8 protein-coding genes are annotated in these 12,928 nt (G+C 68.1%); 4 read left to right on the top strand and 4 right to left on the bottom strand.

All coding sequences use genetic code 11. The annotated features are described in order from the left end of the window. Positions 1–12: 12 nt before the first annotated feature. A complete protein-coding gene (locus Pla133_RS25365; protein ID WP_419192462.1) occupies positions 13–1,389 on the bottom strand; it encodes a cystathionine beta-synthase in 1,377 nt (458 codons plus the stop codon). A gap of 407 nt (positions 1,390–1,796) precedes the next feature. Here Pla133_RS25365 and Pla133_RS25360 point away from each other — a divergent pair, with 407 nt between their 5' ends. Both Pla133_RS25360 and Pla133_RS25355 read left to right on the top strand, forming a co-directional pair. Further along, positions 1,797–3,491, top strand: a complete 1,695-nt coding sequence (locus Pla133_RS25360; RefSeq protein WP_145070630.1) for a M48 family metallopeptidase — start codon at positions 1,797–1,799, stop codon at positions 3,489–3,491. Positions 3,492–3,608: 117 nt separating this feature from the next. Further along, positions 3,609–6,173, top strand: coding sequence for a DUF1570 domain-containing protein (locus tag Pla133_RS25355; protein ID WP_145070628.1), 2,565 nt, complete (start codon positions 3,609–3,611; stop codon positions 6,171–6,173). 95 nt (positions 6,174–6,268) lie between these two features. Here Pla133_RS25355 and Pla133_RS25350 read toward each other — a convergent pair whose 3' ends face one another. The 3 genes from Pla133_RS25350 to Pla133_RS25340 all read right to left on the bottom strand — a co-directional run bounded on the left by Pla133_RS25350 (position 6,269) and on the right by Pla133_RS25340 (position 9,501). Further along, the gene (locus Pla133_RS25350) at positions 6,269–6,754 is read right to left on the bottom strand and encodes a flavin reductase family protein (RefSeq protein WP_145070626.1); all 486 of its coding nucleotides are present in this window, start codon (positions 6,752–6,754) and stop codon (positions 6,269–6,271) included. A 38-nt stretch (positions 6,755–6,792) separates the two neighbouring features. Continuing rightward, entirely contained in the window at positions 6,793–7,824 is a 1,032-nt protein-coding gene (locus Pla133_RS25345; RefSeq protein ID WP_145070624.1) for a hypothetical protein, read from the bottom strand. Between the two features lie 189 nt (positions 7,825–8,013). Next, positions 8,014–9,501 carry a hypothetical protein gene (locus Pla133_RS25340; protein ID WP_145070622.1) on the bottom strand — a complete coding sequence of 496 codons (1,488 nt, stop codon included), beginning with the start codon at positions 9,499–9,501 and terminating at the stop codon, positions 8,014–8,016. 255 nt (positions 9,502–9,756) lie between these two features. On the opposite strand from Pla133_RS25340, the gene gyrA reads away from it, so the two are divergent. Together gyrA and Pla133_RS25330 are read left to right on the top strand one after the other, a co-directional pair. Next, positions 9,757–12,399, top strand: a complete 2,643-nt coding sequence (gene gyrA, locus Pla133_RS25335) for a DNA gyrase subunit A (RefSeq protein ID WP_145070620.1) — start codon at positions 9,757–9,759, stop codon at positions 12,397–12,399. Beyond that, positions 12,396–12,839 carry a GatB/YqeY domain-containing protein gene (locus Pla133_RS25330; RefSeq protein ID WP_145070618.1) on the top strand — a complete coding sequence of 148 codons (444 nt, stop codon included), beginning with the start codon at positions 12,396–12,398 and terminating at the stop codon, positions 12,837–12,839. Before gyrA ends, Pla133_RS25330 begins: the two co-directional genes overlap by 4 nt. Positions 12,840–12,928 lie beyond the last annotated feature (89 nt).

The raw sequence follows: 12,928 nt of genomic DNA, 5'->3' as shown, positions 1-12,928 counted from the left end.
CACACGCCGGCATCAGCTACCGGCGACGACGGCGTCGGTCTCGAGCGAGCCCGTTAGGAAGTCGACCAAGTCCATCTTGGTCAGCACGCCGTGCACGCGGTGGTCGTCGTCGATCGCGACGCCGACCAGGCCGTCACCGAAGAACTGGCGCAGGGTCCCCGCGTCGTCGTTGACGTTGACCGTCGAGACGTTGCGGAACATGACCTCGGCCACAGCGCTGGACAGGGTCGCGCGGCCCTCGACGAGCTTCGCCAGGAGGTCGCTCTCGGTCACGATGCCGACCAGACGCCCGGAGTCGATCACCGGCAACTGGCTGACGCCGTGCTCCTTCATGGTCATGACCGAATCGGCCAGGGTGTCGGAGCTCTGGGCGGTGAACAGCTCGCGCCGGTTGAGCTTGCGCAGCAGGTCGCTGACCGTCGAGGTCTCCCACTGGCTCTCGGTGAAGCCGTTCTCGCGCATCCAGTGGTCGTCGACGAACTTGGTCATGTAGTTGCGAACCGAGTCCGGCAGGATCGTGACGATGCGCTTGTCGGGGCCGTACTTCTTGGCCATCTCGACCGCGGCCCAGGCCGCCGCACCGCAGCTGCCCCCGCACAGCAGGCCCTCCTGGCGAATCAAGCGCCGGGCCATGAGGAACGATTCGTGGTCGCGCGACTTGATCCACTCGTCCACCAGATCGCGGTCGAGCACGTCCGGAATGAAGTCGTAGCCGATGCCCTCGACCTTGTAGGAGCCGATCGGCCCCGGCCCGGCGAGGATCGAGCCCTCGGGGTCGACGCCGACCACGCGCAGGTTCGGCAGCTCTTCCTTCAGCCTGCGCGCCGTTCCCGCGAGAGTGCCTCCGGTGCCGGCCGTGGCGACGAAGATGTCGAGCTTCCCGTCGGTCTGCTCCAGGATCTCCTCGGCCGTCCCGTGGTAGTGGGCCGCCGGGTTGTCGGGGTTCGAGTACTGATCGAGGATGTGCGAGTTGGGCAGGATCGCGCGCAACTGCTTGGCCACGCCGATGTGACTCTCCGGCGCATCCCAGGCGGCCTCGGTCGGCGTGCGCAGGATCTCGGCCCCCAGGGCCTCGAGCACTACTTGCTTCTCGCGGCTCATCTTCTCGGGCATCGTGATGATCATCCGATAGCCCCGCGCCGCGGCCGCCATGGCCATGCCGATGCCGGTGTTGCCGCTGGTCGGTTCGATCAGCGTGTCACCCGGCTTGATGCGTCCGGACTTCTCGGCCTCAAGCACCATGCGCGCGCCGATGCGGTCCTTGACCGAACCGCCGGGGTTCATGAACTCGCACTTGACGAGGATCTCGCAGCCGGTGCGCTTGCCGACCTGGTTGAGACGCACGAGCGGCGTGTTGCCGACAGCGTCGAGGATCGAGTCGAGGATCATTCCCAAGGTCGTGTTTCTCCGTCGTCCGGCTAGTGGTCGCCGGGGCTTGTGGCGGTGGGTCGGGACCCGGACCGCGGATTCGTGGCTGGAAGGGGAGCCGTGGCTCTCGGTGACCGGTCAGCGGATCACCGACTCCGCATTCTAGCGACGCGACCCTGCGGTCGAGCCCCGGGACGGGGCGCGCTCGTCCGGCGCTTGGAATAGGCTCCTGCGCCCGAAGCCATGGCCACCGACCCGACCATCGACCCTGAGGTTCCCGGCGTAGCGCCGCCCATCGGTCCTGCGAGCTGCCGATCGGCCCCGTCGCGGCCGAGTCCGCTGGACGGAACTCACGCCTTCCCCGGCAGCACGCCGTGGCTGCGCGGCCTAAAGGGAGAGGTCGGGCCCAGGTCCCCGAGACAGCGCACGTGACCTTCCTCTTGCACCTCTTGGCCGCCCTCGGACTCGCCGCCGCGGTCGAGTTCGCCGGGCCTCACGGCGCCATCGACCCCTGGACCCGGACCCTGCCCGACGCCCTGGTGGCCCTGGTGCTGGTGCTACCCGTACCGCACCTCCTGGGCCTGGCGACCCGCCTGCTCGCCATCCGCGGGCGTTTCCATGCGGCCCGGGTTGTCGGGGCTGCCCTCGGGGCCGCCGGAGTAGCGACCTACGGCGTCGTGGTCCTGGCCGGTTGGGGGGCCTTCGCCCGCGCTGTCGGCGGCGAGGGCGCCTCGGTCCTCGGCTGGCCCGGACCGGGATTCTTGCTGCTGCTCGCGCCGTTCGTCCTCTTGCAGGTCGCCGCAATCGACGCCCGCGCTCGACTCAACGAGCCGCGCGGACCCCGTCGCCGATCCCACCGCGCCTTCCAGTTGCGAATGCTCGGCGCCTCGGTGGCGCCGCTCTTGGCCTACGTGACCCTGAGCACAGCGATCGGTCTCTACGCACCCCTGCGCGTGCACCTGGAGGAAGTCGCCCTGCTCGGCAGCGCGTTCGTGGCCGCGGTGCTCGTGCTCTTCGGCGTTGGCCTGCCGAGCCTGCTGCGGCGGGTCTGGGATACCACGCCCCTGCCGGAGGGCCCCCTGCGCGAGATGTTCACGGACCTCGCGCGACGGGCGCGCTTTCGCTGTGGGGAGCTCCTGGTGTGGCGCACCGGCGGCAGCGTGGCCAACGCCGCGATCGTGGGCTTCACCCCGGGCCAGCGGGTGGTGCTGATGACCGACGGCCTGCTGGCCCAGCTCGGGCCGCGCGAGCTGCGCGCCGTCTTCGGTCACGAGATGGGCCACTCCGCGCGACGCCATGTGTTGATCTTCGCCGCCTGGACCCTGCTCGTCTTCCTGGGCCTGGACCTGGCTCTGACCCGCGTCCCGGCCATCGCCGAGGCGGACGCCACCCTGGTCACCCTTGCGGCAGCTGCGACTTGGTTCGTCAGCTTCGGCTACCTCTCCCGGCGGGCCGAGCTCGAGGCCGACCTCTTCGCCCTCGAGTTGCTCGGCGATCCCGCCGACATGGTGCGCGCTCTGGACGAGATCTCGGGCGGTCCGAGCCGCTGGCGCCACGGTTGGCGGCACTTCAGCGTCGCCCACCGCATCCTGTTCATGCGCGCGGCCGCGGCTGACCCGCGGGTCGGGCTGCGTCTGCGGCGCGGAATGCGGCGGTTCTCGGGTCTGGTGGCCTGCCTGCTCGCGTTGATCGCAACTCTCTGGGTCGCGGTCCAGTGGGGTGAGCTGCCTGCCCAGCGGGCCGTGGCCGAGCTGCGTCTGGGTCACTACTCAGCCGCCGCGAAACTCGCCGCTGCCGCAGGAGGGGAACGCCCGGAGCTCCGCGCCTTGGCCGGTCGGGCCGCGGGCCTTGAGCGCGATGGGGTCGCGCCGGATCCCGACGAGTTGGTCTCCTTGGCCGGCGGGGCCCTGGATCGAGACGACCCGGTTGGCAGCAAGGCCCTGCTCTGGCTGGCCGCGCTGCGCGGATCCAGTGACGCCAAGCAGGTCTTGGGGGCTCTGGAGGACGGTTTCGAGGCCCGCCCGTCCGATCTCGAGCAGCTCCCGACGGGCTGGAAATCGCGCCTGCTCCGATTGTTCGAAGCCGACCCCAAGTTGCACCCTGCCAGTGCCGTGGAAGAATGAACGCCGCGCTCGATCGGGCGCTGGGGACTTTCGCCGGGAGGGTGGGCGAGATCGGCTGCCTTTCTGCGTAGGAACCCCTGCGCCTTCGTTTCGTCCCACGGACCCACCTCGATCCCGATGCTCGCTGCCTTCCCCAACCTGCGCCTTTCCCTGATCCCCACCGGCCTGTTCCTCGCCCCCCTCGCCATCGGGGCTTCCCAGGTTGCGCCGGCCGAAATCCAGACCCCCAGCGAGCTGTCCGCTGCGGCCGTGCTCGGCTTTGCGCCGGTTTCCGGAGTGACGACCTCCGAGGACCTGACCGCCGACGACCGTCGACGGCTCCAGGAGGCCGAGAAGGCACTCGAGGAAGCACGCCCGACCGAGGCCCTGGAGACGGCCGAGTTGGCCCTCGAGTACACGCCGGACTCGGTGCAGCTCCTGGATGTGGCTTCGCGCGCCGCCGCTGCCCTGGGGCAGGGCGATTTGGCCCTGCACTACGTCGAAACCGCCCTCGGTAAACCGGCCGCCGAAGACGACGAGGGGCTCGGGGACGTCGTCGCTGGCCTGCGCGCGCGCCTGGTCGAGCTGGACCCGGGCCACGCCGACATCCAGGCCAAGCTGGACGCCTACGGGGAGACGCTCTTCGAGCTGGGCAAGTCCGCCGCGCGCCGCAAGCTGTGGGCCAACGCCGTCGACTTCTTCCAGCGCTGCGAGGACACCGCGGTCGAGGAGAAGGCCGAGAAGGAGCTGGCCAAGATCTACAAGAACGACTCGGCCGTCGAAGCCCTGGTGGCGTCGGGCCTGGACATCGACTTCGAGGACGCCTCGATCAAGAAGTCGGCCGAGGCAATCGCGAAGATCGACGAGAAGAACAAGCACTGGGAGAAGCGCCTCGAGGTCGAGAGCAAGGGCGGCTACACGATCGAGTCGAACGGGGGCTACATCTTCACCCACACGATCGCGCGAGCCATGGACCAGGTGAACCTGTTCCTGCGCGACATGTACCAGCACAAGGCCCAGGGCCAGCGCATGCGTGGCGCGAAGATCCAGATCTACTCGAGCTACGAGGACTTCCAGGCCCACGAGAACCCTGATCCCGGGGTGCAGGGTTGGTTCGCCCCCTGGGACAACCTGATCGTGACCTACTCGAGCGAGGGCAGTGGCGGCACCCTGGCCGACACGCTGAACACCCTGTTCCACGAGGCGTCGCACCAGTTCATGCGCGACGTGACCAAGAACACGGTGCCGGCATGGATCAGTGAGGGCGTGGCCTGCTACTTCGAGGGCACCGAGCTACTGCCCAACGGCAAGGTCGTTGCCAACCTGATCCCGGAAGGTCGACTCGACAACCTCGTCACGATGCTCGACATGCCCGGCTACGTGGACGTGAAGGACGTGATCACGTACTTCCAGCCCGGTTCGTACAGCGGGACCTACTACCCCTGGGGCTGGGGCTTGGTCTACTTCATGCGGAACTACGAGGACGAGAACGGCGTTCGCGTCTACCGCGACCACTTCGACGACTACGTCGCCACCTACAAGGGCGGCGGCAAGCACGACGTCATGGAGCGGTGGGTCGAGTACTTCGTCGAGCGGCCCGCACAGCCCGACGTGAAGTCCTTCGACGACTTCATGGTCAAGTGGGAAGCCTGGATCCGCGACATCCACGAGTTGCACCACGGTGGTGCCGAGGTCGCCGACCGCCTGATCGCCCGCGGCGACCGGCAACTCGCTGGCTCCTTCTGGGCCAACGCGGCGGAGTCCTATCGCTGGGCACTGGACAAGCGCCCGGGCGACCCGCGGGCCCTCTACGGTCTGGCCGAGGCCAACCGCCAGATGGATGTCGACGACGTCGCCCTCTACTACTACCGCGGCCTGCTCGACTGGTCCCTGTCACAGACCGACCGCAAAGCCAAGCCCAAGGGCTTCCAGCAGACTGTGGCCGAGATCGCGGCCGAGGCCATGGAGGGCATCAAGGAAGTCAATGAGGATGTCGCCGATGGAATGCTCGCGGCCAATGACGTGTTGGCGGAGTCGCTGCTGGGCGTGGCCAAGGACTACAACGCGAAGGACTTCCCGCGCCGCGGCATGTCCCTGCTCGAGCGCACCACCGACTTGGTCGGGCCCCGTGCGGAGCTCCTGGCGCTGCACGACGCGATCAAGACCGAGGCTCAGATCGACATGCGCCAGAAGCGGCGTCTGCGCGTCGACAGCGACCTCGACTACTGGTACACGAGCGACGAGAAGGTCTGGAAGGCCGACGGCGACGACATCGTCGGCGACCGCGGAGAAGGGGTCACCTACCTGACCTACGCCGAGATGCCTCCGGACGAGTACCGCCTCGAGGTGACGATCGACATCGTCGAGATGGACCCCGACGCCGTGCCTGTGATCGGCATCTACTTCGGCTCGGGCCTCGGCGCGCGGCAGATGATCGCCTACTCCGTCACCGACGGCGGCCTGGTCCAGCTCAAGGGCTCGATGACGGGTCCCAAGCGGGTCGGCCCGCTCGAGACGGTGAAGATGAAGGACGGCGAGCAATTCGAGCTCGTGATCGAAGTCGACGAGAACGGCGCCAAGGCTTACTTCGACGGCAAGGAACTCGAGAAGCTCGACGTGGACGCCAAGGACGTGAAGGGCCAGGTGGGCTTGGTGCTGCAGGGCGCCAAGGCCAAGTTCTCAGGGATGCGGATCCTGTACTGATCCCCGGTGCTTTTCGTTGGCGCACCAACTCGGCGCCGGTAGTCGTTCGTACGGTGCCTGGCACCGTACGAACGACTACCGGCGCCGAGACGACGTCAGTAGGACAGGCCGTTCTTCCGCAGGTGCACCAGCGGATCCCCCTCGCGTACCTGGATGCCCTCCAGCACGCGCCCGAGGACCAACACGTGGTCCCCCGCCAATTGCTCGCCCGTCACTTCGCAGGTAACCCAGGCGAGGGCCTCGCCGAGCACCGGAGGACCGCCCGCGGGGGTCGACGTCGCCAGATCGTCGAACGGCGTAGCGCCCTCCACGAGCTTGCCGAAGAAGGGCTTCATGGCGCCCTTGCTGTCCTGGTCGAGGATCGACACGGCGAAGCGCCCGCAGTCGCGCATGGCCTGCAGGTGATCGCGATCGACCCCCACGGCCACGGCCACCGTCGGCGGGTCGAAGCCGACCTGCTGAACGAAGGAACCCAGGAACCCGAGCGGTAGGCCGTCGGCATCGAGGGTCGAGACGATGAAGAGCCCCGACGGAATCCTTCCGAGGGCGCGTGCGAGGGGCGAGATGTCGGCGCTGGCCATGGGCCGAGTCTCGCGCCTGGACGCGCCGGGTCAACCGCTCAGCCGCCGGCCGGGTAGCGCCCGAAGGCCGTCGGGGCCTCGGCGGCTGGTGCCGCGGGAGCCGGGACCGTGCGCTCGATGATCGTCACCGGCGCCGGAGCCCGTTCCGCCTCGACCGCCAGGGCGCCGACCAGCTCGGCCAAGTCCGCGCGGGCGCGACGGTTCGCCAGTTCCAGCGCGGGGGTGCCGCCGAGGCTCAAGGCGTCGGCCCGAGCCAGGGTCGAGCGGGTCGCCAGGGCACCGCGCGCCGCGCGCAGGGCCGGGCCGCCGTCCATGGGGTCGCCCTCGAGGTTGCCCTCCAGCTCCTGCAGCACAGCCAGCCGCTCGTCCGCGAGCTGGGCGGGGTCGATATCCACTCCCGTCAGCCCCTCGAGGCGCGCCGAGGCTCGCTCCCAGGCGGCCCCGTCGGCCAAGGGCCCTTCACGCGACGAGGCGTCCAAGCCCGCCCGCACGATGGCCCGGTCGATGGCGAGCTCAGCCCGCAGGTCGACGAGGGCCCGCGCCGCGGTGGGGGCCTCGAGCTGCTCCAGGGCCAAGGCCATCAGCACGTGGCGCTGCTCATCGACCGATGCGCCGATAGAAGCCAACTGGCGCCGCAGAACCAGGGCGTCGATGGCCCGGGCGGGGTCATCCGACAGGGGGAACTCGACCAGGGTCGGACCGCTCACCGCGGGCTCGGCCAAAGCCGTGGGTTCCGTAGATGCCGGCTCCGCGACGGCGACCTCGACCCGTGCGTCCCGCTCCGCCCGTTCTGCCATTCCCGAGCGCGTGCCCTGGACGGCCGCGGCCGCGAACAGCAGCAGGCTCGCGCCCAACACCGCGAATCGGCCTCGGTCGACCGGCTCCGACAGGTCCACGCGACCGATCCACAGCCCACCCCCGGCAGCCGCGAGCCCGAGGGCCACCGGCAACATCGCCGCCACCACGGGGGTGTTCGAGAGGCCCACCGTCCAACCCACCGCGAAGCCGACGGCGGCCATGCCGATGGGGTAGAGCAGGAAGGACAGGAACTGGCGGATCAGGTTCGGCACGGGGGCTCTGGGGGCATCCACCGCCGGCGCCGGGCCGCCGCGGCACCGGCCCCGACGTCGGATCGACGAAACGAAGCGGGGGAGCGGCGCGCGCGCCGCTCCCCCAAGCTAGCTCCCGAGTGGTCTCCCGCGGAGCCGGATTCGATGCCACTTGTTCGCATTTGCGCGCAAGCGGCGGCCTCGATCGGCTCAGTGCACCCGCGTCCCGATCGAAGCCGCGACGTCCTCGAGCACCCCGACGGGCGTCAGGCCGCCTTCGGCGGGGCTGGAGCAGTCGAGCTCGAGGATGCGGATGAACTGCAGCTCTCGGTTCGCGAGATCGTTGAAGGGACCGTGCACGACCGTGGGATTGGAAGGGTTTGGGTCGAAGACATCTGGGAAGGCGGCTCCCCCGCCGGTGATGAACGTCGACACCACGGACTCCACGCCATGCTTCCTCGGCGCGACCATTTGAAACCCGGTCTTGGTTTCCTCTCGGTGGCACCCCGCGCAGGTCTGAAGGGCGAACATGTGGCGTCTCTGCAAGTTCGAGGCGGTCGTCCCGGAGTCACCGTAGGTCTCTGTCCACCATCTGGTTCCAGGCGCCGTGGAGAACGGAAGGCCGGGCGGAAGGGGGTGGAACTCCGAATTCTCGGCGCGACCGGTCTGGAAGCTCACGGTTTGACCCGCAACCGTCGACGCAAACGAGTCGGGCACGACGTGGATCCCGTTGTCGATCTGAGACGCGTTCGTATCCAGAAACTCGCGCAAGACGTCGCGCGACGGCGCCGCAGGGTTGCTCGGGTCCGGGTCGTCCAAGTACTCGAAATGGGGCGTCTGCTTGGTCGTGACGTTGATCAGGCGACCGAGGTTCGACGAGCCCGCGACGGGATCGATGTTGAACTCGCGTAGCTCCCAGAAGGTCACGCTCATGAAGTTGTTCGTCCGCACCTGGCCGATGTGGCTCTCATTGGGCAAGCCCGAGGTCGGATCGGGCAGGACGACATCCCGGGTCATCTGGGACAGTTCCGTCAGGTAGTCGACGGTTCCGATCTGGTGGTCGGCGAGGTCGTGCCAGCGCTGATGCCAAGCGGTCACGTCCGCGCAGCTCTCGGCCGGAACCTTGAACTCGAAGATCACGGTCAAGTTGCGGATCTGCTCCGAGTTCTCGGGATTGTAGGCCCCGAACACGAAGCGCATCTCGCCCGCGGATTCAACCTGTCCGCCATCGACCTTCAAGAGGTCCGGCCGATTGACGATGGCGAGCAATCGGAAGGGCGCCACGTCCGGGTCCAAGTGACCCGTCGGTGTGAGTCCGAGACCGGCCCAGGCCGACGCGAAGGTCAGCAGCGAAGCTCTGTGTTGCGAGGTGAAGACCGGGAAGCCGTTCACCATCTGCGGCGAGAACCAAGTCTGCACCCAATCGGTGACGAACTCGTCGACCGGAACGCTTCCAGCCAGGCGCTCCATCATCGTCCCGAAGTGCCAGTCGCCTCCGGCGTCGGTATGGCCGGGGGCATCGACCACTCGTACATCGGTGATGAACAGCTCGCGGCTGGCGTCGACAATCGTCGTCGGCGGTCCGGCAGCCGTGGCGGAAGTTCCCGGGCCGAGGGCCAGGAAGCCGAGGAATGCGGGTCCGAGGAGCAGGGAGCTCCCGACCACCACGGAGGCAACTCGGGGACGGATTTGAGGCATGGCGAAGGTCTCAATGGGGGCCCTCGCGGCCCCGATCCGGATTTCGGATCGGCGACCGGTGAAGGGGCTATGCGACCCGTGAGCGTCCGCCCCACCGCGGTGGTTTCAGGCATCTCGCGGGATGCCGCCCACACGACCCTTGCCGAGGCCCCAACTCCTTTTCCCGAAGCGATTTGCGGCCCCGCTGAGTGTTGGCCTTGGGAGTCCCGATAGGCGAGGATACGCGGCTCGTCCCGCCCCCACGAACGCCCTCCGATGTCCGACACCCAGACCCCCCCCAGCACCGCTTCCGGCGGCCACATCGAGCCGCGCCTGATCGAGCTGGAGATGAGCGAGTCGTACCTGACGTACGCCCTCAGCGTCATCCACTCGCGCGCCCTGCCCGACGTGCGTGACGGCCTCAAGCCCAGCCAGCGACGGATCCTCGTCGCGATGAACGACCTGCGGTTGCGGCCCAACGCCAAGTACCGCAAGTGCGCGAACATCGCGGGCACGACCTCCGGCGAGTACCACCCGCACGGCGAGTCGGTGATCTACCCGACGCTCGTGCGCATGGCGCAGAAGTTCTCCCTGCGCTACCCGTTGATCGACGGCCAGGGCAACTTCGGCTCGATCGACGGCGACCCGCCCGCCGCCATGCGATACACGGAAGCGCGCATGGCCGGCCCCTCGGTCGAGATGCTGACCGATCTCGACAAGGAGACGGTCGACTACCAGCCGAACTACGACGAGCGCTTGCTGGAGCCCACGGTGCTCCCCGGTCGTTTCCCGAACCTGCTCTGCAACGGTTCGGACGGTATCGCCGTCGGCATGGCCACGAGCCTGCCGCCCCACAACCTGCGCGAAGTCTCCGCCGCCATTCGCGCCGTGCTCGACGACGAGAACATCTCGATCAGGGACCTGATCGAGCACGTGCCCGGGCCCGACTTCCCCACCGGCGGCATGATCATGGGCCGCAGCGGGATCTACCAGGCCTACACCACCGGCCGCGGTCGCGCGATCGTGCGCGCGCGCCACCACGTGGAGGAGGGGCGCGGCAAGAAGGAGCAACTGGTCTTCACCGAGATCCCGTACCAGGTCCGCAAGGTCGCGATCATCGAGAAGATCGTCGAGATCGTGAAGGACGGGCGGGTCACGGGCATCTCCGACGTGCGCGACGAGTCCGACCGCGACGGCCTGCGCCTGATCGTCGAGCTGAAGAAGAACGAGGATCCGGAGGTGATCCTCAAGCAGCTGTTCCAGTTCACGCCGCTGCAGTCGACCTGCTCGATCATCAACCTGGCACTGGTCGACGGCCAACCGCGCACGCTGACCCTGCGCGGACTGATCGACGAGTTCGTGCGCCACCGCAAGGTCGTCATCCGTCGTCGGACGATGTTCTTGCTGCGCAAGGCGGAGGAGCGCAAGCACATCGTCGAGGGTCTGCGGATCGCCGTCGACAACATCGACGAGGTGATCCGCATCATCCGCGCCAGCGCGGACACCGACGAGGCCAAGCGCGAGTTGATGAGCGCCTTCACGCTCAGCCTGGCCCAGGCCCAGGCGATCGTGGACATGCGCCTCGGCCGTCTGACCGGCCTGGAGCGCGAGAAGCTCGAGGACGAGTTCCAGAAGCTGGTGGCGGAGATCGCCGACCTGTCGGACATCCTGCAGCGCGACGAACGTGTCGTGGCGATCATCCGCGACGACCTGGACGATGTCGAAGCGCGCCACGGCGACGATCGGCGTACCGAGATCTCCGACATCGAGGTCGACGGCTCCTTCAACATCGAGGAGCTGATCACCGAGGAGATGATGGTGGTCACCTTCTCACGCGGCGGCTACCTGAAGCGCACGGGCCTCGACACCTACCGCGCCCAGGGTCGCGGCGGACGCGGTGTGAAGGGCTCGGAGTCCAAGGAAGGCGATGCCATCAATCGCCTGTTCCTGGCCGGCACGCACGACTACGTGCTGTTCTTCTCGAACCACGGCAAGGTCTACTGGCTCAAGGTCTATCAGATCCCCGAGGGCGGCCGCACCAGCAAGGGACGCGCCATCGCGAACCTGATCGAGCTGGCGCCGGGCGAGGAGATCCAGTCGCTGCTGCGCGTGCGCAACTTCGACGAGGAGGGCTTCGTCTTCTTCGCCACCAAGGCCGGCACGGTCAAGAAGACCCTGCTCGAGGCCTACTCGCGGCCGAAGAAGACCGGCATCCGCGCCATCTCCCTCGAGGAGGGCGACGAGGTCGTCGGCGCGGCCCTGGCCCGCCCCGGCGACACGATCCTCTTGGCCTCGGCCGGCGGTCGGGCGATCCACTTCGACGAGCAGGCGGCGCGCCCCATGGGCCGCGTCTCCCGCGGCGTGCGCGGCATGCGCGTGAATGCCGGCGACCGCGTGGTCAGCCTGATCGTGGTGCCCTCCGACGTCGACAAGGACTCGATCGGGGTGGTGACCGCCTGCACCAACGGCTTCGGCAAGCGCACGCTGGTCTCCGAGTACCCGATCAAGGGGCGCGGCGGCCAGGGCGTGATCAACATCAAGGTCACCGAGCGCAACGGCCCGGTGATCAGTTTCAGCCTGACCCACGAGGGCGACGAGCTGATGTATATCAGCTCGGGCGGCATGATCGTCCGCAGCCGCGTGGCCGACATGCGCTCCATGGGTCGCAACACCCAGGGCGTGCGTCTGGTGAGCCTCAAGGACGGCGACGAGGTCGTGGCGATGCAGACGATCACCGCCGAAGATCTGGAACTCGAGTCGCGCAACCAGTCCGAGGAGGACGAGGTTGGCGAGGCCGGAGCTGAGGTCGGTGACGGCGAAGTTGTGGCCGAGGGGTCGATCGATGTCGACGACGAGGCGCAACTGGACGACGGTGAGGACTCCGACGACGACTCCGGCGACGAAGAGGACAACTCGTGACGCTCCAGGAGCGGATCGACGCGGACCTGAAGACCGCCATGCGGGCCAAGGACGTCCTGACCCGGGACACCCTCCGCATGGTGATCGCCGCCCTCAAGAACCGACGCATCGAGCTCGGCCAGGACCTCGGCGACGACGAGGTCGTGGCGGTCCTGGCCAAGTCGGTCAAGTCGCGCGAGGACAGTGCCCTCGAGTACGACAAGGGCGGCCGCCCGGAGCTGGCCCAGAAGGAGCGCGCCGAGGCCCAGGTCCTCGCCGGTTACCTACCCCAGCAGCTCACCGAGGACGAGACCCGCGAGGTCGTGCGGACCCTGATCGCCGAGCTCGGCATCGCCGACAAGAAGGACATCGGCAAGCTGATGAAGGCCGTCATGGCCGCCCACAAGGGCAAGGTCGACGGCAAGCTCGTCAACCGCTTTGCGAGTGAACTGATCGGCTAGCGATACGGGGTCGCACAATTCGTTGTTGTTCATCAACCAGGAGGTGCCGCACTCCTGCGGGTTGATGAACGACAACCAAGCGTGCGACT

This window comes from Engelhardtia mirabilis, from assembly GCF_007748095.1.
In the GTDB taxonomy this organism is placed as follows: domain Bacteria; phylum Planctomycetota; class UBA1135; order UBA1135.
The sequence above is the reverse complement of the archived record's forward strand: the minus strand, read 5'-3'. Positions and strand labels throughout refer to the sequence as shown.